The organism is Thalassolituus sp. ST750PaO-4 (assembly GCF_020320405.1).
Classification (GTDB): domain Bacteria; phylum Pseudomonadota; class Gammaproteobacteria; order Pseudomonadales; family Oceanobacteraceae; genus Venatoribacter; species Venatoribacter alkanivorans.
In genome coordinates this window covers 355,069-373,739 of the sequence record NZ_JABVCB010000012.1, presented here as the reverse complement: position 1 = coordinate 373,739, position 18,671 = coordinate 355,069, and the positions used below count along the sequence as shown (strand labels likewise).

Sequence of the window (18,671 nt, the reverse complement as noted above, 5' to 3'; positions counted from 1 at the left end):
AGAGCGTTAGTCTTCGCTGCTGTCGCTGGCTTCCGCCTTATAGGCTGGCTTAACAAAGCCCGGTTCCATAAACACCGCAAAGTTACCGCGCTGCTCGCTCATCAGGTGATGGGCATGAATCTTACTCATGGTGCCTTTCTGGCAGTAGAGCAGGAAGCGGGTGTCCGGCTGTTGTCTGGTCAGTTCATTCACGCGGTTATCGAGGTCAAAGAACGGAATGGTCAGCACGCTGTTATTGGTCAGCGTCAGCGGGGCGTCTGCCGCTTCCGACGGGTGGCGGATGTCGATGATCACATCGTTCAGCCCCGGAGTAGTAATAATATCGACATTCTCCAGACCGCTCTCGGCGCCATTAAGCACATCGTCGATGCGCTGGTAGGTGGCGTCGGCCAGCGCCTGCTCCAGTACTGCCATATCAAATTTGGCTTCAGCGTCGGCGACTTTGCTGCGATCTCCCACGGTGGTCGGGTTCACTGAGATCACACCGCAGTATTCCGGCATGGTGGCCGCGAACATTTCGGTGCCGATACGGCGGGCGGTATCGATGATGTCCTGCTTATCCATAGCCGCCAGCGGACGCAGCACCATGCGGTCGGCAACGTCATCGATCACCGCCAGATTGGTAATGGTCTGGCTGGCGACCTGGGCCACGGCTTCGCCGGTGACCAGTGCCGGCAGATTCAGGTTTTCTGCCACGCGCGAGGCCGCGCGCAGCATCATACGCTTGAGTACAACGCCCATCTGTCCGGTATCGACATTGGTCAGAATTTCGGCCACAACCTTCTCGAACGGCACGGTAACAAACTTAACCCGGTGGCTTTCACCAAAGGTGCTCCACAGATAGTGGGAAACCTGCTTCACGCCGATCTCATGCGCACTGCCGCCCAGATTGAAAAAACAGAAGTGGGTTTTCAGGCCGCGGCGGGTCATCAGGTAGCTGGCAACGGTGGAGTCAAAGCCACCGGAAATCAGGCTCAGCACTTCGCCCTGGCTGCCCAGCGGATAGCCGCCCAGTCCTTTGATGGTTTGCTGCACCACCTGAACCTTGTCGTTACGCAGCTCGGCCAGTACGGTCACTTCCGGGCGGTGCAGATCAACGCGCAGCGCCTCGGTTTCTTTCAGGAAGCCGCCGCCCATATAGATTTCCGCCTGGTGGGAGGTGAAATCGTGCAGACCTGCACGCTTGATGCGCACACAAAAGGATTTACCGGCGACGCGCTCACGGTAGGCATCGCGTACGCGCTGATAGGCTTCGTCCAGCGTGGTGAAGGTGTATTCAGTGATTTCCAGTGCTGCAGCAATGCCCGGTGTGTGCGACAGGATCTGAATGGTCTGACGGCGGGCCGCATCGTCATCGCGGTTGACCAGAACGATCAGGCTGTCCCAGCGGTTCTGTACATCCACCGAAATGGCGTGGCGGCGGAACATATTCTGCAGGTTCTGACGCAGAATTTTGGTCATCTGCTTGCGCACACTGGTGGATTTGATGGTGATTTCCGGGAACAGCTTGATTACGAACTTCATAAGGCGGCGGAGGGACAATAAATTGGGGGCGCGGATTATATCCTACTTCCGCCCACAGGGCATCCGCAGGGCGGGCCAGAGCAGGTTTCGACCGCTTTGCGCATAGTCGGGCTATGTCCAAAGCATGAGGCTTTTAAGGGGCGTGCTGCCATATGGGGCAAGGTCATCGTAATGTCATATTGGCTGAGCAATCTCTGGTATTGCATCTCGCCCGTAATGGGATCTCATCATGAAACTGAAGGAGTAGGACATGACAAAACGAATTGCACTGGTAACCGGCGGAACCGGCGGCATTGGCACCGCGATCTGCAAGCAGCTGCATGACGATGGCTATCAGGTGGTTGCCGGCTACTATCACGGCGGCAACCACGACAAAGCGCAGACCTGGCAGGATAAGCTGAAAGAAGAGGGATACGACATCGCCCTGGCGTACGGCAATATCCGCGACTTCGCTTCCTGTGAAGCCTGCATTGAGGGTATCCGCAAGGACTTCGGCACCATCGATGTACTGATCAATAACGGCGGCATCACCCGTGACACTACGCTGCGTAAAATGTCTCCGGAATACTGGCACGATGTGATCGAGACCAACCTGACCTCGGTGTTCTATATGACCCGCCTGGTGATCAATGACATGCTGGAGAAAAAGTGGGGGCGTATCGTCAATATCTCTTCCATTAACGGTGAGAAAGGCCAGTTCGGTCAGGCTAACTATTCTGCCGCCAAAGCCGGCATGTACGGCTTTACCAAGGCCGTCGCGCAGGAAGTCGCCAGCAAAGGTATTACCGTGAATACGGTGTCGCCGGGCTATATCGCCACCAGCATGATCATGGATGTGCCGGAAGAGATCCGTGAAGACATCCGTAAGGGGATTCCGGTCGGACGTTTTGGCGAGCCTGAAGACATCGCCCGCGTGGTGAGCTTTCTGGCCGATGAGAAGGCGGGCTTTGTGACCGGTGCCAATATCTCCGCTAACGGCGGTCAGTATATGCACTGAACCGGCCTGTTTCGCGCCGCACTTCATGCGGTGCATTCCGGGATTAAAGAGGCGAAGCCGGGGTTACAGCTCCGGCTTCAGCTTTTTATGGCGGGCACTGGCGTGGCGCTCACGCAGCTCAGTGTCGATGTAACGGTCGGTCGTGGCCATGCTGGCATGACCGGCGTCTTCCTTAACGTGTTCCTTGGGGCGGAATTTTACGTCCTCGGAAATACCGGTGTGGCGCAGCCAGTGCACGGTGGCCACGCGTAATTCCTGTGCTTCATCCTCCAGCCCCTGACTGCGCATACGCTCAAAGGCCTGATCGAAGCAGGACTGCACCAGATAACGGATCTGACGGGTGCTGGTCACCGGGCCGCGTCCTTTCAGTCGTTGCACCAGTGGTGTCTGTTCGCCGACATAGGGCAGGCGTGGCAGATTCAGATGCTCGCGGTAGCGGCGCAGCGCGGCGAGCATATCGTCAGACACCGTCACCAGGCGTGCCTTGTTGCCTTTGCCGACAACCCTGAGCCACCAGTTACCATCGGCATCGGTATGAAAATCACCCATAACCGGTGTTGAGCGTTCATCGGCCACCAGTTCGGAGATCCGCAGATACATACCAAACAGCAGGCGCATCACAAACAGCGAGCGCTCGTGCTCGGCCGGGCTTTCTTTCGCCAGTTGTTCGACGGTTTCCAGAATGAAATCCCACTGCAGATTCGACAGGCGCCGCACCGGCTCCTGATAGGCATGGCGCTGCAGAAATTTGCTCTTCTGGCGAATCAGCGCCACCGGATTGATGCGCAGGTAATCTTCCTGCAGCAGATAATTAAAGTAGGTTGAGAGTACGGCGAACAACGCCTGCAGGCTTTTCTGTGACAGTGAAAAAACAGTGCGCGCCTGCGGGTCGGCCTTGATCGCCTGATTCACAAAGGGGCGCCAGTCGGGGTTGGCGACCCGTTCACCCTGATGATTTTTAAAGCGCGCCACCTGTTTGCTGCCAATCCAGGATTTTGGAGGTGACTGGCAGAAGTGGATATAGGTCTCAAGATCCTGTCGTTTAAGCTCACCCAGGCCGCAACCGCGTACCAGCCAGCACCATTGCAGCAGACGCTCAACTTCACGCCGGTAGCTGTTGAACGTAGCCGTACTGCCGTTATAGCTGACCAGAAAACTGAAGCTGTGCACCAGATCTTCAAAAGCACCATCAATGCGCTGCAGCTCGGGGTGCAGTGTCAGAATGCGGCGGGCGCTGCTCAGTGGATTGCCCAGGTAGTCGAGTTGGTCTATTAGCGGGGCGGGAGAGGTGTTCAGCATGGCAATTATCGGAAATAAGAATTAGGCAAAGAATAACGACTAATCGCGGAAGGAGCCAGTGCGCCTTTGTTTGGGCCTGAAATTACAATCCTTATCTTCCTTAAACGCTTCAAATAAATCTTGTATGCAATTGAAAACAATAGGATTTTTATAGAGCTATTTCGTAATTTCGAGAATGGGTGAAAGAATATTAAAAAAAGATGGAACCCTTTGCCGCCCTGGTTCGTGTTACTGCACACACGCCAACATATAAAGAGGTACTCCGATGTTTCGTACTAACTGGTTACGCAATTCACTGTTTCTGGCGGTGACGTCCGCACTGGTTGCTGGTTGTAACGGCAGCTCCTCCGGTTCAGATACCGGCCGTCTGTCACTGAATGTGACCGATGCTCCGGTCGATTCCGCCAGCAAGGTTGTTGTCAGCTTCAGTGGTGTTGAACTGCAGTCCGGTGGCAGCCGTACCGAAATTCTGTTTGATGAGCCGCGCACCATTGACCTGCTGGCGCTGCAGGGCAGCAACTCTGCCAACCTGCTCGAAGGTCAGGAATTGCCGGCCGGTGAATATCAGTGGATGCGCCTGCTGGTGAATGCCGAGCAGGATAGTGTGCTGGATTCCTATATTGAGTTTGAAGATGGCTCTGTGCAGGAGTTAAGCGTACCTAGCGGTAGCCAGACCGGCCTGAAACTGGTGCGCGGCTTTACCCTGCTGGCCGGTGGCAGTGCGGATTTCACCATCGACTTCGACCTCCGCAAGTCCGTTGTTGACCCTAAAGGCGGCCAGGGTATGCACCTTAAGCCGGCTCTGCGTCTGATTGATAACGCCCAGTCCGGCACCATTACCGGCACAGTGGCAGGCGAACTGATCGCCAGCGCCTGCGCCGACGCCAGCCTGGATGCCGGTGCGGTGTACGCCTTTGTCGGTAGTGATGCTGTAGCGGATGATGTGGACGGCGATGCCGGCGATCCGCTGACCTCTGCACTGGTTAATGAAAACGCAGGTGTGTACAGCTATGAGTTAGGTTTTATGCCGGTAGGCACCTACACCCTGGCTTACACCTGTGAAGCAGCGACTGACGATCCGGAAAGCGATGATGTTATCGTCTTTGCCGAGCAGGCCAATGCTGAAGTGGTGGTCGATCAGACAACTCAGGCGGATTTTTCCGGTATCTGAGTGACAGGCACAGGCAGACACTGAGCCTGCTTGTGCCTATGATGGATTGCCCTGATGGTTTGTCTTTGTACTCGGAGTACCGCCGTTGGCGTTTTTTACCCGTTTATTCCGCCCGGCGCGTGCTTCAGAACGCCGCTTCAGTGAACTGGTCGGTCCCCATATTGAGACCATGTATCGCATGGCCTGGCACTGGACGCGTAACACCCATGATGCCGAAGATCTTGTGCAGGATGTGCTGATCCGCATTGTTAACCGGCTTGATGAGCTGGAAGCCGCCGATAAGCCGCAGCCCTGGCTGATCCGGGTGTTGTATTATCGCTACGTTGATCTGTATCGCCGCCGCCAGCGCTCTCCGGTTCTGCCGGCGGAAGATTGTGCGGAAGCAGGTTCTGCTGCAGAAGCAGAAAGCAGCGTTATGGACAAACCAGACCGTCTGGCGCTGGCAGCGCAGCTGGAAAGGGCGCTTACCTCGCTGTCGGATGATCACCGGGATGTTGTGCTGATGCACGATCTGGAAGGATTCACCACCGCAGAAATCGCCGTGGTCTTTGGCATCAGCGAAGGTACGATAAAATCCCGTCTGCACCGGGCGCGGGAGAAGCTGAAGGGAAAATTACATGGATCGTTTTAGTCGGCCCGGACGTGTTAACAGTAACAGTCAATCATCAGCGGAGTATTGTTTATGAACTGTCAGCAATGCCGGCCACAGCTGTGCGCCGCTGAATATTCTGCTGCGGTGCTCGACCATCTGGTTGCGTGCCCCGATTGCCGCTCTGTAGCCGAGGAGCTCCGCCTGGAAGAGGCTTGCCAGCAGTTACGGGCATCCGTCCCGATGCCTGCTGCTGATTTCCGTCAGAAGGTAATCAGTGAGGCGTTGCTGTATCAGCGCCAGCCGCAGCCTGAACCTAAGCGCTGGCTGTTACCCTCCGCGTCGGCATTTGCCGCATTGCTGCTTATGGCGGTAGCCGTGATGTTTAATTCGCAGCAGGCTGCGGATATCACCTGGCAACAGAATGTGGCCCTTGTGTTTAACGCCCCTGCGGATATTGAGTCGGCGACCATTGAGATCCGGCCGGGTAAAGGGGTTTTGCTGACCGGTTATGATGAGCCGGTGATTCGCTGGCAGACACCTCTGCAGCAGGGCAGTAATCGCCTGATACTGCCCGTGAGTGTTCATTCGGTCAGCAATGGCGGACTAACGGTGACCCTGAGTTACGGTCAGTCGCACAAAGAAATCCAGGTAAATCTTGATCATCCCGCCGCTGACGCGACAATGCCGGCCAGGGCTATCTGATGGGCTTATTGAGAGGGGCTTTGCAAAGCTATGCAAAAGTACGTTAAACCGCAGCGCGTGCAGGCTCTTGTTAAAGGGGCTGTTGAGCAATGTCTGGCAGCGCTGCCGCGTGTCGCTGCCATGATTCTCAGCGTTGCTGCTATGTTTTTCAGCGCTTTCAGTTCCGTTGCGCATGCGGACATTAGTGATGCGGAAGTAACCATCGACGTTATCGATGAGCAGGCGACACCGGATGTGATTTACCATGAAATCCGCCTGCCTCAGCCGGCTTCATCACGTACGCGCCAGAATGCCGGGACCGGCTCTGACAGTGCCGCACAGATGAACCGCAATCCGGGAGAAGCTGCACGGGAACGTGCACAGGAAGCGGCAGCAGAGCGCCGCCAGCAGCGTGAACTGGACGGCCCTCCGGGTAACCGGCCGGATATTCCGCCGGGGCAGAACAAAGACTGAACTACTGCTCATTAGGGCCTGTCGACACTAAGTAAATCCGGCCTGCTGAGAGCCAGTTTTTCTCAGAACAAGGAGAGAGGAGTGATATTAACGGGTTAAATGAATGACAAACGACGATGTTAATGAGGAAAACTGGCCTCAGCCCGAAGGGTTATGGCTAAAAATCCCTCATCCTGCGTTGCTGTTCGCTCGCTTAACCCGTTAGGCCACACTCTCAGCGCCTTGCCTGAGAAATTTTTAGCCGATAACAGGTCTGTTTAATTAGTGTCGACAGGCCCTAATACAGAAAGCGGCTGCCCCGCAGCCGCCCGGGGCGATATACTGCCGCCTTTGCTCCAAATGACACATCCCATTGCGATATCTTATTTTTGCGCCTGTTTTTATCCTGCTGCTCAGTGCCCCCCGCATTCTGGCCGCTCCAGCCAGTTATCAGAGTGGCGTCGAGGCTTTCCGTGCCGGTGATTACCACGAGGCTCTGACGCACTTTATCGCCACCCGTCAGGCGGGCAATCAAAGCCCGGCCTTGCTCTACAACATCGGCGTCAGCTATTACCGGCTGACGCAGTACCCCCAGGCGCGTACCGCGTTTACTGAACTTGCGGCATATTCCGATTGGCAGGCGCTGGCCAGCTACAACCTCGGACTGACCGAAGCAAAACTGAGCAATCCCGGCAAGGCACGTGAGTACTGGCAGCAAGTGATGCAGCTGGATTCTGACCCGCGCCTGGTTGCTCTTGCCAGTGAACGCCTGGCGCAGGCAGAGGCTGTCGCCAGCCTAAGGCCACAGGTGTTTATGCAGGTGCAGGGCGGTTATGACAGCAACCCGGATCAGCTGCACCATTCACTGGCCGTCGCTGATTATTACACCGACCTTTATCTGGCTGCTGATCTGCCTGCGCAACGCTGGAATGCCGCGTTATTTCTCCGTGATTATCAGCGCCATGATGCACCTGACTGGCTGCAGCTGAGTGCCGACAGAGAACTCTGGCAGTCTGCGGCAGTCGTACCCGTTGCTGCGGATGTTCGCGCCGGTGTGCGCTACGAACGCTGGGATGGTGCGCCGTATGCCGCAACCCCCTTTGTAGATATATCTTCAAATTATCGGAAATATGGAACTAAGCTCTCAGCCTTATATTCCGCCGGTTATGAGTATCGCTTTGGCGACAATACGGATGACCGCCTGCAGCAACGCCTGCGCCTGAGTCTGGAATCGGGCAATTACTATTGGCGTGGCTGGCTGGGTTACCAGCTGGAAGACACCAGCCAATCAGGCACGGAGGCATCATTCACCAATAGCGGTCGCATGCTGCGCTCAGTGTTTACCGGCGCAAGAATGAGCTGGGCGCGGGGACTGAGCCTGCGCGCTCAGCTGGAAAAACGCCATGCTCTTTACCATGAATCGCTGACGATCATTGATCTCGACGGTACAGAAAAAACTGCTCGCCGCCGTCAGGAGCTCTGGCGTATCAGTGCCGATCTGCAATGGCGTACAAACCAGTGGCGACTACATGCCGGAGTTATGGCGGGTAAAGCGAATGACCGTTTTGAGCTGTACGATTTTACTCAGCATCAGGTTTATGCCGGTGCGGGCTATCAGTGGTGATAACGAACGTCACGCTGGGCTGGTTTGTAATTAGCAGTGCAGGATTGCATCCGGCGTATAAATCAAAGATGTGCAGATTTATTAGAACTCGTGCCGATGGACAGTCCGCATTTTTACGCCGACACACCTATTCCGATAATATCAATTATCGGAAATATAAAGGTCGTTTGCACAGCCCTTCATCTGCAAGTAACCTCTGCACATAACTCTGGAATGGAATCAGGAGTCCTTTCTGAAAGCATTTGGTCTGATCGTTATATTGCTGACCGCAGCCGGTGCGGGACTAACCCTGTGGCTTCCCGATTATCCTGCATCTCCTGCCGCATCTTCACTCAAGCTGCGTCCGGTCACCAATGCTGAGCTGTCCTTGTCCGGCCAGTTATCACCTGACTCTGCAACCGGCGCAGACATCCACTATGGACTGCAGCTGTATATGAGCAGCAGCCCTGCAGTGATTGAGGCTGAATTAAAGCAACTCGAAACTGCAGCGGTTAAGCTGCCTTTTACGCCTGTTGTATTCGCCGTCAGTGAAGATGATCGTCACTGGCTTATACTGGCAGTTGGCCCCTTTGCGGAGCGCCCGGCTGCGGAACAGTTGCAGTACTCACTGATGGTTCAGGGCCAGACTCCCAGACTTATCGCCTGGCCGGCGGACTGAAGCACGCTGCGCCAGCCCGTTCAGCAGAATCAGTACAGGACAAGGAAATGCCGATGAAAACACCACCGCCACTGCGGAATTACCAACAGATGGTGCGGATTGTCCGCAGCGGAGCGGACAGCTCCGGTTTTACCGCCGTTCCTTATCGTCTGGCTCAGGCTTATGGCTCTGAGGCTCCTTCGCCTGTTGATGTGCGCCTGCGCAGCCTGGATGAATCAGGACTTAATCTGCGTACCAGTCGCCAGCCAGAACCCGCAGCAACGGATAATTACTTGTCGGTACGTGCAAACAGCACGCTGTTTCACCAGCTCCATGCTCAGGATCAGAGCTATCTGAATGGAATGGCCCCACCACAGACTGGCAGTCGCAGAGACAGCTATCCGGGTACTAAAAGCCGGGGCTATCTGAACAGTGATGCGCTGTCCGAGAGCGTCGTTGCGGCAGCACCACAGCCGCGAACAACGCATTCCGAATCTGCACATAAAGCGGGAAATCTGCAGGCTGAACCCACAGAGACCTCACAGCCTCAGCTAATGGCACCTGTACAGTCTGCACACCCTGCCCCAAAGGCCGGAAAACAAACCCGCCTGCCTCTGGTACAGGAAGCGCCTCTCGATGGCATTCAGGGCGTGGGGCTGGATTTCTCACTCTGATAAACGCCAGACACTGCTGGCGTCAGCTGAGAATCATGACCTTGACCTGTGATGGCGTCAGTGTTGTACCAACGGTATTGGGCAGCTCGCCATTATGAAGGCTGGGTGAAAGCATTTTGGTCGCAGGCATTACCATCTTGTACACCTTGAAACTGCCCAGCATGTTTTTAACCGGCCCCATCATCATGCTGGAAACCACCCCCATCAGAACCCCTGCCTGATCACCATTAGACAGCGGCACCGTGGTCAATAAATTGTGATCCGGCATAGCTACCGTATACATATTAAAAATATTGGGAATGGCTGTAGAAGACATTCCGATATTCGGATATGGAATAGGCGTAATAACCGGCCCAATCGGTGTTTTGCAAACATCCAGTGCTGACAGATGCATTGCCGGACTTTGTGTGGTGGCAAACATAGTATTCTCCTGTTTTAAATTGAGGCGCTGTCAGCCCATATTGATGCGTTTGCCATCGATACGTACATCTTCTTCGGCTGTAATTAACTGCTGCTTTGCATTCAGGCGCAGAAGGCCGCGGGCGGTCAGATTCATATGGCCAACCTGCTGGATCAGATTTTCACTCTGTTGAATCAGCGCACCGGAAAAACAGAAACTCCCCTGCTCTGCAGCAACCGATAATGTGTTGACCGAAGTCAGTTCCAGCGTATGCCAGGCACTCAGCTTCAGTTCGGGAGCATGGATATACAGCGGCTGATCACTTTCGAGAGACAGAGGGTGGGAAGCGTTATCACTTTTTTGGCGCTGCAGTATCTGAGTGATGAAAAATTCCGTACCGATGCGGACAAAATAAACCAGATCACCAGCCTCCGGTTTTATTAATAAACTGACGGCCTTTTGCGCTGTAAAATGCTGATCGATAATCCATTGGTCATTGCTAGCATCAATAGCGGTAATCACCCCGCTGTAGGCGTTTTCCAGTGGCGTCGGCTGATACTGATGGTTCAGTGGAAATTCTATACAGGGTGTCATGCGCTTACTCCGTAATCTGCCAGTTGTTTGTCCAGTTCCTGCTGATCCGGATCGGTCAGTAATAATTCAGCGGTGTTGCTGCCATTCCAGCGACAGCTGGTTTCTTTGCCAGCATGCAGATTGGTCCGCAAAAGCTGGACGTTGATAAAATCACAGTGCTGCAGTTGCGAGTAACTCAGATTGGCGTAGCGCATATCGCTACCGGAAAAATCAACTTTGCTGACCACTGCCAACTTAAACCAGGACTCCGTCAGGTAGCTGTTTTTAAAGCTGGTTTCACTCAGTTCGGCTTTTTGGAAATTAGCATTAGCCAGGTGTGCACTCGTAAAATGACATCCGCTGATCTGACTTTCGATAAACAGTGCCTGATTCAGATTGCAATCAGAAAAATCCACTTCCGCCAGCTGACATTTGGAAAAATTCGAATTGGCCAGATCCGCCGCACTGAAGCGGATGCGGGCAAACTGACTTTCAGTGCAGGTACAGGCCCGGAAGCGTATGCCCGACAGGTCTTTGTCGGTGAACCGGCATTGCAATAACAAGGCCTTTTCAAAGCTGACATTTTTCAGTGTTATGGTGGAGAAGTCGCTGTTCAGCCAGGAAATATTATTGAAGTCGCAGCGCTCCAGTGTCATGCCGGAAGTGTCAACTTCAGACAGATTGACCGCATGAAAGGTACAGCCACTCCAGACACTCTGGCTCAGATTACACTGGCTGAATGTTGTTGCCGTCAGCTTTACCTGCAGCCAGTGACTGAGACTCAGGTCGCTTTCGCACAACGTACTGCTGCCGCATTCCCCTCGCCATTGACTGTCATTAAAGATGCAACGGACAAAGCTGGATTGCTGGATTGTATTATCAGTCAATTGTGAATGGCTGAAATCACACTGAATAAATACCGTTCGGCTAAGATCGCAACCGGTCAGTTGAGTAGCTGCAAAAGAACAGTCAATAAAGACCGCTCCAACCAGGGATATGTCTGCCCAGGATTCTCCGGCCAGATCCTGATTCATAATGGTCTGGCCGCTGCCGATCAGCGTCTGAATCAATGCCAGTTTATTATTCATAGTACCTTCCCTGTAACAATGAGAATCAGATTAATGATGGATCAGGGCGCTGATCCATATGTTGGCGTCTGCTGTCATGAAATATTGCTTCCTTAGTATTGCAGTGCCGCAGCTGCACCTCACTCAGATCGGCGGCTGTAAAATCTGTACCAACCAGCGTACAGCTGCTGAAAAAGCTTTTCTGACAATCACAATGGCTCAGATCAGCGTGGCGCAGCAGGCAGTTATGCAGCAGTGAATGACGCAGGTCGCTGTGATTCAGCTTTGTTTCTGACAGATCACAATCCCTGAATACGGCATCGCGGATACAGCTTTGCTGCATATTGAGTTTACTGAATCCACAAATGTGCCAGCTGCTGGCGGTAAAAATGGCATGATTCAGTTCACCTTTGTTGCTGAACTGAATTTTCTCTGCCTGACAGCCGCTGAAATTGATATGGTCGGCCTTAATATCAATCATCAGGCAGCGATTGAGCTGCGCACGTTGCCAGTTTGAATGTTGCAGCTCAGCCTGAGTGAAGTTCGTTGCGCTTACGGTTGCATCCTGCCAGTCGCTGGCCGGTAACTGCGCCTGAATAAACTGCCCTTCCCTGCAATGGGTCTGCTGAAAGAGACAGCTGTTCAGCGTGGCTTCGGCTGCAATAAGACGATTAAGGGTTGCACCACTGAAATTGCAGCCATGCAGTTTTGCTGCAACCAGTAAGGCATGGCTGAGATCTGCGTCGGTAAAAACCGCATCATGCCCCCGCGTTCCTGATAAATTAGCGCGCTGCATGCGGGCATTACAAAAGCTGGTATAAGAGATATCAGCTTCCGTTAAAACGCTGCCATCCAGAATACAATGATCGAAGCAGCAGCCGCTCAGATCGGCCCGTTCCAGCATCACGGCCGTCATATCCTGTCCGCTGAAATCCAGACCGGCCAGATCGCCACCTGCAAGGTCACGCCCGGCCAGAGATTCTCCGGCATTCAATAAATCGACAACCCAGTCCCGGATCATCCGGGCACCGCTTGCGGGAAGAGGTTTGCTGAGCACAGTGCATTCCGGAGCCTGTTGCCGTGCCTGGCGCTGACTGTTTTTTTGCAGGTTTTCCGCTAACTGCAGTTGTTCTGAAGTGCTGCGCTGACTGGCAGGAGATGTCGCGGCCATCAGCTGATCCGCAGGCTGCGGCTTAAACGGGCTGAACACCCGCTGTCTCATTTCGTTTTCTGATTCGGGGGCAAGGTTCTTCTTATATTGGCTGGCCTGCATCTGCTGCTGTTTGGCATCTTGCCGGGCTTTTTCTGCCAGCGCTTTGGCTTCATCGATATAGGCAGATAAGTCAATGTCGCCACGATCAACCAGTGCCTTGGGGATCGGTGCAGGCTCTTTGGGATCATCAGCCAGTACTTGTTCGCGGATTTTATTTTTTTCTGTTTCGGATAATGGCTTATCGGCCAATATGTGTTTAAGCCAGTTCTGTTTTTTTTCCTGAACCTGAGCTTTGGCTTCAGCATAGAGCTGTCTGACGTCTTCCTCTTCGGCTGCATTTTTTTGTGGCAGCAGCTGCGACTCATTAAGAATGTGTCCGGCAGCGGTTTCAGGATCGGTTTTTTGTTTCAGAACCTGCTGGTAATACGCCACCGTGCGGGCCGGGTCATCGCTGTGCTCATAAGCCAGTAACAGCTGGGTAACATCAAGCCCCAGAGAGTTCTGAACGTGCAGCGTGCCACGATAAATCACCACGCCTATATCAAGATCAGGGAAAAACCAGACGGTATCGATGGCCGTGGCTACTTCATGGAATTCAGTTTCACCATCAACAATCTGATTAACAAAAGCACGGGCGCGTAATTGCGGCAGATGTCCCTGAATAATTGCTGACTCAGGATGCATGCCCTGTATCTCAAATGCTTCACCGGGAGAAAAGAAACCTTTAATGTGCTGGTCCTCACTTGCTGCATTAAAGAAAAGAGGATTGGTATCCAGCGGAAAACCCGGATGAATATTATCCAGCCAGCTTTGGTCAAATGTACCGTGAAAGCGGCTGCGCTGAGGCTGCATAACATCCAGAGGTCCAAAACTGACCGGAGTTCTGGGCGCGCTATCGGCCGCTGTTTTTTCATCACAGTGATAGATATTCGGCAACTCGAAGAACCCATCTTTGGGGCGGTTTTCTTCGCTGATAATGCCCTTGCCTGCCGGGTTTTCGCTGAATCCGCTTCCGCCATAAGTCCGGCTGAAATCCAGTGACATGGAGTGAAAAGGCCTGGGCGCACTGGCCTTGCGCAAAAAACGTCCGTTCCAGCGGCGATCACCAATTATCTGCAGTGTTTTTTTCAGTTTGCCTAATGATGCGCTGACATTCATTCGCGTTACCGCATCTGCGTCTGGCGCATAAGCGTTACCCGCCAACAGCATTTCACCACAGGGTTTGGCGTAGCCCATATCCAGAATCAGCCCGGATGATAATGCCGGGTTAAGCTGAGACCAGCCCTGAGCTTCGGATATAAAGGTACGTGGATTTTTCAGGCTGAAAAATCCGACCACACCAATCGCCAGCGTGTGACGATGAAAGTGGTAGGTATTGCTGACCAGACTGAGAGTGCGGGGTTTGATAATTTGCATAATCAGAGAATGGCCTTAATGCCGTTCAGTATTTCCGCCTGGGTTTCACTGATTTTTGCATGGGTGCAAAGTTTCATTTGCACCTCCGCCGGCGCTTCCTGCATTTTGATAACCGAACCTGCAGTGATTTCATTCAGAAAGGTGGTACTCAGATTGTTTTCGGTTTTGAGCTTGGTTCCCATGGTTGTTTCTATTTCAATCACCGAAGCAAGTTGAGTTGCAATATTCATTTTGCTGCCAATAAAAGTATCGATGGATGAGTTAGCACCTATCGTTGTTGAGATGTTGCTGCTGCCGGCCAGCTGCGTCGTTATGTTGCTTTTGACACCGATAAAGGTTTCCGTAGTGTTACTGGCACCAATGGTGGTTGATGTTGAATTGGTCGCAGCTAACTGGGTCGATACGGAATTCTTGGCACCGATAAAGGTTTCAACGGTATTGCTGGCACCAATGGTGGTTGAGATATTGTTACTGGCAGAAAGATTGGTGGCGATACTGTTACTGAGGCTGAGGTTATTCTCAATCCGGTTGGATGCACCAATGTTGGTTGTGATCGCATTACTTAATCCAACCGAGGTGGATATTTCATTGCGGTTCCCTACCACGGTCGAAGTATTGTTGGTATCCCCCGCGGTTGTTGTGGTTCCTGTGCTGTTCCCCGTCGTGGTGTTGGTGTTATTACTGTTGCCATTGGTTGTGTTTGACGTCGTTGTATTGCCGGTTTGGCTTGAGGTGTTGTAGTTGTCGCCAATATGCGTCGATTTATTAACCACCTTACCTACGGTCTTCGAGTTTGAAAAAACCATTGCCGAGGTATCATCCCAGCCAGGCGGTTCCGCCCCATTGCCACTTAAATTTACGGACCGCCCTTTAGTGTAATTCTCGTTATAGCTGTCTCCCGTGTTTAACTGGTTGGCAATATCGACAATGGACTGCTCGGGAATATGGCCACCGATAAAGCTGGGATTGTTCAGATCCAGGTTGCCGTCATACTCTCCGGTGACCGAGCGGTTAACGCTTTTTCCTGTGCGGGAAAAACTCTGGCTGGTGCCGGTATGGCTTACACCATAACTGATCAGGGCATGGCTTTCGTTATAACTGCTCCCCTGTGAAACCGATGCACTGAGCACTCCGGCATCCGCATTGTCACTCAGCGACAGGCTCCAGCCTCCGCCTTTGGAATAGCTGCTGTTACCGTACAGCGTGCTATCCATACCGGTTTTATCATAAGCACTTTCAACCAGCGCCGAAGCCTGAGATAAATCCGTCGCGGAATTATGGCCATAGCGGATGCTGATGCTGTCACCATAGCTGGTTGAATAACTGCTTCCCCATGAGCCGTTTACCTGCCATGAAGCATTGCGCCTGCCCGGCGGGGTGACGGTTTTTGAACCATGAGACGATAACACCTGCTGCAACTCTGGCTGTTCGCTTTCACCATCCCCGCGACCAATAGTGACCAGTGAATTGATTTCAGGAACCGTCTGGGAGGTTTTGGAAAGCGTGACCCAGTACTCTTTGCCGGTTGCCAGGCGCACAAGACAGCCCCGCGCCTTGCTGATATCTCCATCAAAGCTGACCTGGCCATCTTCCGGCTGGAAATTACTCTTATTAACAAAATATGAACTGGCCGGAGGGGTATGCTCAATCACCTTGGCAATAACACTGCCCTGGTGAGTGTTCTGCATTGAAAATGGTGTCAGCAGGGTTTGCTCAAGAGTTTCATTACCGGTGTACAGTTGCGTCGCTTCAACACTGCCGGAGTAAGGACCGGTGGCACTCATTTTGTGCTGAATTTTGGTGACGATAAACACTTCGCCACTGAATTCAGGTCTGCCCATACTCCCCTCGTCCGGCACGGGTTCCCAAAGCGAAAATGAATACCCTGGGCTGAGTAGCGGACTGGTAACGTTACCGGTCAGAGTGCCTGCTTCGGTCTGGATTTGCTGACAGATTTTGGTGAACTGGCCACGCGCCTCATCAGTATCTGCACCGTAGTCATAATAACGGTAACACTGATATTCCGTATTGCCGTGGGGTTGATTATCAATCCAGGGGGTATTGTCGCTGATGGCCATTTTGTTGGTATCCCAGGCAGCCTCTATACGACTGAGCATGGTGCGCACCATGGCTGGCATCATCTTGACCGAATAGCGCAGATCGCAGAATAAATCGCCCTGTTGTAATCCCAGTTTATCAATCGAAGTGTAGCTATAACGCAGCGGTAGCGGCCCGGCCTGATAACCGGGAATAGACACTTTTTCGGTGGTCGCTGTTGTGTTTGAAAAGACCAGCGTCAGCTGATCTTTTTCATGAACAAAGAAATAATGGATACAGAATTTAGCAATAATTCTCTGGATAAAATCCATATCCGTTTCGCCAGCCTGCAACCAATCCTGGATGCGGGTCAGTGTCAGGCTGTCATCAAAGTCCAGCTTTAAGCGGAAACGGTTATCCAGCAACTCCTGCGCAAAGACCTCTTTCAGAAGGTCACTGATATTGCACTGGGTATAGATATGATAACGATTGCGCAGGCTCAGAATCTGCAGCGGTGATTGCACCGTCAGGGTGTAACAACCCGGAGCGGCGAGAGCCAGTTCGGTAATCAATCCACGAAAATAACGACGTCCCTGAATGCAAAGCCTTGCCCAGCGACCGATATAACGGCCATCGAGCACAGGACCGCGTTCAGGTTGTTTGCTTGTGTCGTCAGCACGTAATTCCACCGTCATCTGGAAAGGCTGCGAAATACCTTCCTGCCCCTGAATGGACTCAACCCGGAGGTACTGCTGATCAATGCTTTCCAGTGTCCGGTCGCCTTCGATCAAAACGGAAATAGCCGGTTGTTCGCTGTCCGTTTTTTCTATCCACATTGGGGGGTGCTGCGATGTCATAAGAAGCCCGTGCCGGTAAAGACGATAAGGCTACATAGCAGGATCGGTGCCACCGAAAACATGGCAGTTTTGGTGCATCATTCGGTAAATGTGGTCTTAATTGCGTTGAACTCTGCGCTGTTTCTGCCTCGGATGGGTATGTTTCTACCCGGCAGGCAGCAACACTGTCACGAACAGAAAAGCAGGCAGCACCATCAAATAGAGGTGCTGCTTGCCTGTACTGAACTTACGTCCGCCGGACGACACGATCAGCCAGAGTAGTTTGAAACAGGTTTACCTGGTCCTCCTCCGTTGATTCCTCAGGGTCTACCATGCGCTCCTGCCTTTTCACGGGCATTTTTCACTGCTAATAATCCGGTAGTAACAATCCCTAGCCCGGCCTGAACAGCAAGAAATTCAGGACGTTTTATGAGTGCAGGATTTTTTCCGGCTGCAGGAAGGCTTGCGAATGCGCGAAATGTATATTCCAGCGCGTGTTGAGTGCTGCTTCTTGCGTAGTCACGGTTTGTTGGCATTGGCATATGTGTACCTGTTTATCGATGGGTTTTAATTATTCAGCCGGATGTTGCGACTGAGGGGCTTGTGGTGCTGGTGGATGGTTGGCCGCTGATGCCATCGGTGATGGATCAACCGCCGGGGCCGACGATGCTGCCGCGGCAGCATGCTGAACCCGGGGAACCATATCTGCTACTGACGGTGTACGAACCCGTTTATATCGTCCGATAACCTGCTGGTGTTGAGGGTCGTGTATTGGCGGCGGCACTTCGACGCCCCCTCGTACATAACGAACAGGATTGCCGCTCCAGGTCGGTGGCTGAGACCCCTGATCGGGTTCGGCCTGTGGCGCGAATAAGGCTGCATTATGAGTCTGATGACGGATTTCCTGCGAGGAGACCGAACCAAAATACCCACCACCCTGGCGCTTGGGATCGAATATCTGACTCATATTCATACCATCAAGGCTCTGCACAATGGGCAGGCCTTTTTTCAGATTAAAATTCAGACCGCCTTTACTGGTAACGCCAAACATTCTCCGGCGTTCTTCGGCGGTCTGACTGCTTGAACTGCCCAGTGAGCGCGGCGGTGGTTTCACGTCCTGATATTCCTGATAACCCGCCATGTGCAGTTCGTATTCCCGCTGATGAGCAGAAAATCCCCGGGTTGTTCTCCGGATGTGTTCTTCACTCAGACCTCCGCGGGCCCGCGACAACATCGGATCAACCATATCATTCACTTTCATCGGCAGCTTCGCACCACCGGTTCCTATAATTCTGCTGCCATCGGTCCCGCGTTTGTTCTGATTGGATATCGAGCGCATAACGTCAGCGCGCGCACTGTCGATACCGTAAGCCAGTGTACCGGCCGGCAGCTGAGAAACCAGGTGGGCGGGAACCCCCGTTACCGGTTTTGACTTAGGTTTGCGCCCCCTGGCTTGCGGCGGTGGCATGCGCGACGA

At 53.1% G+C, this 18,671-nt stretch carries 17 protein-coding genes; 8 read left to right on the top strand and 9 right to left on the bottom strand.

The window, feature by feature from the left end; translation table 11 throughout:
- Positions 1-6: 6 nt before the first annotated feature.
- Positions 7-1,524, bottom strand: a complete 1,518-nt coding sequence (thiI, locus tag HUF18_RS14850; RefSeq protein WP_225692726.1) for a tRNA uracil 4-sulfurtransferase ThiI — start codon at positions 1,522-1,524, stop codon at positions 7-9.
- Positions 1,525-1,774: 250 nt separating this feature from the next.
- On the opposite strand from thiI, the gene phbB reads away from it, so the two are divergent.
- A complete protein-coding gene (phbB, locus tag HUF18_RS14845) occupies positions 1,775-2,521 on the top strand; it encodes an acetoacetyl-CoA reductase (RefSeq protein WP_145468758.1) in 747 nt (248 codons plus the stop codon).
- 63 nt (positions 2,522-2,584) lie between these two features.
- Here phbB and HUF18_RS14840 read toward each other — a convergent pair whose 3' ends face one another.
- Positions 2,585-3,820 (bottom strand): tyrosine-type recombinase/integrase, encoded by a 1,236-nt coding sequence (locus HUF18_RS14840; RefSeq protein ID WP_225692725.1) that lies wholly within the window; start codon positions 3,818-3,820, stop codon positions 2,585-2,587.
- A gap of 265 nt (positions 3,821-4,085) precedes the next feature.
- On the opposite strand from HUF18_RS14840, the gene HUF18_RS14835 reads away from it, so the two are divergent.
- From HUF18_RS14835 to HUF18_RS14805, 7 genes are all read left to right on the top strand, one after another.
- Positions 4,086-4,991, top strand: a complete 906-nt coding sequence (locus HUF18_RS14835; protein WP_225692724.1) for a DUF4382 domain-containing protein — start codon at positions 4,086-4,088, stop codon at positions 4,989-4,991.
- Positions 4,992-5,076: 85 nt separating this feature from the next.
- Positions 5,077-5,622, top strand: coding sequence for an RNA polymerase sigma factor (locus tag HUF18_RS14830; RefSeq protein WP_145468756.1), 546 nt, complete (start codon positions 5,077-5,079; stop codon positions 5,620-5,622).
- A gap of 51 nt (positions 5,623-5,673) precedes the next feature.
- Positions 5,674-6,285 carry an anti-sigma factor family protein gene (locus HUF18_RS14825; RefSeq protein WP_225692723.1) on the top strand — a complete coding sequence of 204 codons (612 nt, stop codon included), beginning with the start codon at positions 5,674-5,676 and terminating at the stop codon, positions 6,283-6,285.
- Between the two features lie 30 nt (positions 6,286-6,315).
- Positions 6,316-6,738: a hypothetical protein gene (locus tag HUF18_RS14820; protein ID WP_225692722.1), complete on the top strand. Its 423-nt coding sequence runs from the start codon at positions 6,316-6,318 to the stop codon at positions 6,736-6,738.
- 352 nt (positions 6,739-7,090) lie between these two features.
- A complete protein-coding gene (locus HUF18_RS14815) occupies positions 7,091-8,341 on the top strand; it encodes a tetratricopeptide repeat protein (protein WP_225692721.1) in 1,251 nt (416 codons plus the stop codon).
- A 259-nt stretch (positions 8,342-8,600) separates the two neighbouring features.
- Positions 8,601-8,999 (top strand): SPOR domain-containing protein, encoded by a 399-nt coding sequence (locus HUF18_RS14810; protein WP_342453577.1) that lies wholly within the window; start codon positions 8,601-8,603, stop codon positions 8,997-8,999.
- Positions 9,000-9,052: 53 nt separating this feature from the next.
- A complete protein-coding gene (locus HUF18_RS14805; protein ID WP_225692720.1) occupies positions 9,053-9,652 on the top strand; it encodes a hypothetical protein in 600 nt (199 codons plus the stop codon).
- A 22-nt stretch (positions 9,653-9,674) separates the two neighbouring features.
- On the opposite strand, the gene HUF18_RS14800 is transcribed toward HUF18_RS14805, so the two are convergent.
- The 7 genes from HUF18_RS14800 to HUF18_RS14770 all read right to left on the bottom strand — a co-directional run bounded on the left by HUF18_RS14800 (position 9,675) and on the right by HUF18_RS14770 (position 18,662).
- A complete protein-coding gene (locus HUF18_RS14800) occupies positions 9,675-10,073 on the bottom strand; it encodes a DUF4150 domain-containing protein (RefSeq protein WP_145468750.1) in 399 nt (132 codons plus the stop codon).
- A 30-nt stretch (positions 10,074-10,103) separates the two neighbouring features.
- A complete protein-coding gene (locus tag HUF18_RS14795) occupies positions 10,104-10,646 on the bottom strand; it encodes a DUF3540 domain-containing protein (protein ID WP_225692719.1) in 543 nt (180 codons plus the stop codon).
- Positions 10,643-11,713 (bottom strand): pentapeptide repeat-containing protein, encoded by a 1,071-nt coding sequence (locus tag HUF18_RS14790; RefSeq protein ID WP_225692718.1) that lies wholly within the window; start codon positions 11,711-11,713, stop codon positions 10,643-10,645. Before HUF18_RS14790 ends, HUF18_RS14795 begins: the two co-directional genes overlap by 4 nt.
- Before the next feature lie 25 nt (positions 11,714-11,738).
- Positions 11,739-14,321, bottom strand: coding sequence for a DUF2169 family type VI secretion system accessory protein (locus HUF18_RS14785; RefSeq protein ID WP_225692717.1), 2,583 nt, complete (start codon positions 14,319-14,321; stop codon positions 11,739-11,741).
- A gap of 2 nt (positions 14,322-14,323) precedes the next feature.
- The gene (locus tag HUF18_RS14780; protein ID WP_225692716.1) at positions 14,324-17,215 is read right to left on the bottom strand and encodes a contractile injection system protein, VgrG/Pvc8 family; all 2,892 of its coding nucleotides are present in this window, start codon (positions 17,213-17,215) and stop codon (positions 14,324-14,326) included.
- Between the two features lie 299 nt (positions 17,216-17,514).
- Positions 17,515-17,736, bottom strand: a complete 222-nt coding sequence (locus HUF18_RS14775; protein WP_225692715.1) for a hypothetical protein — start codon at positions 17,734-17,736, stop codon at positions 17,515-17,517.
- 29 nt (positions 17,737-17,765) lie between these two features.
- On the bottom strand, positions 17,766-18,662 hold the full coding sequence (locus tag HUF18_RS14770; protein ID WP_225692714.1) for a hypothetical protein: 897 nt from the start codon (positions 18,660-18,662) through the stop codon (positions 17,766-17,768).
- Positions 18,663-18,671 lie beyond the last annotated feature (9 nt).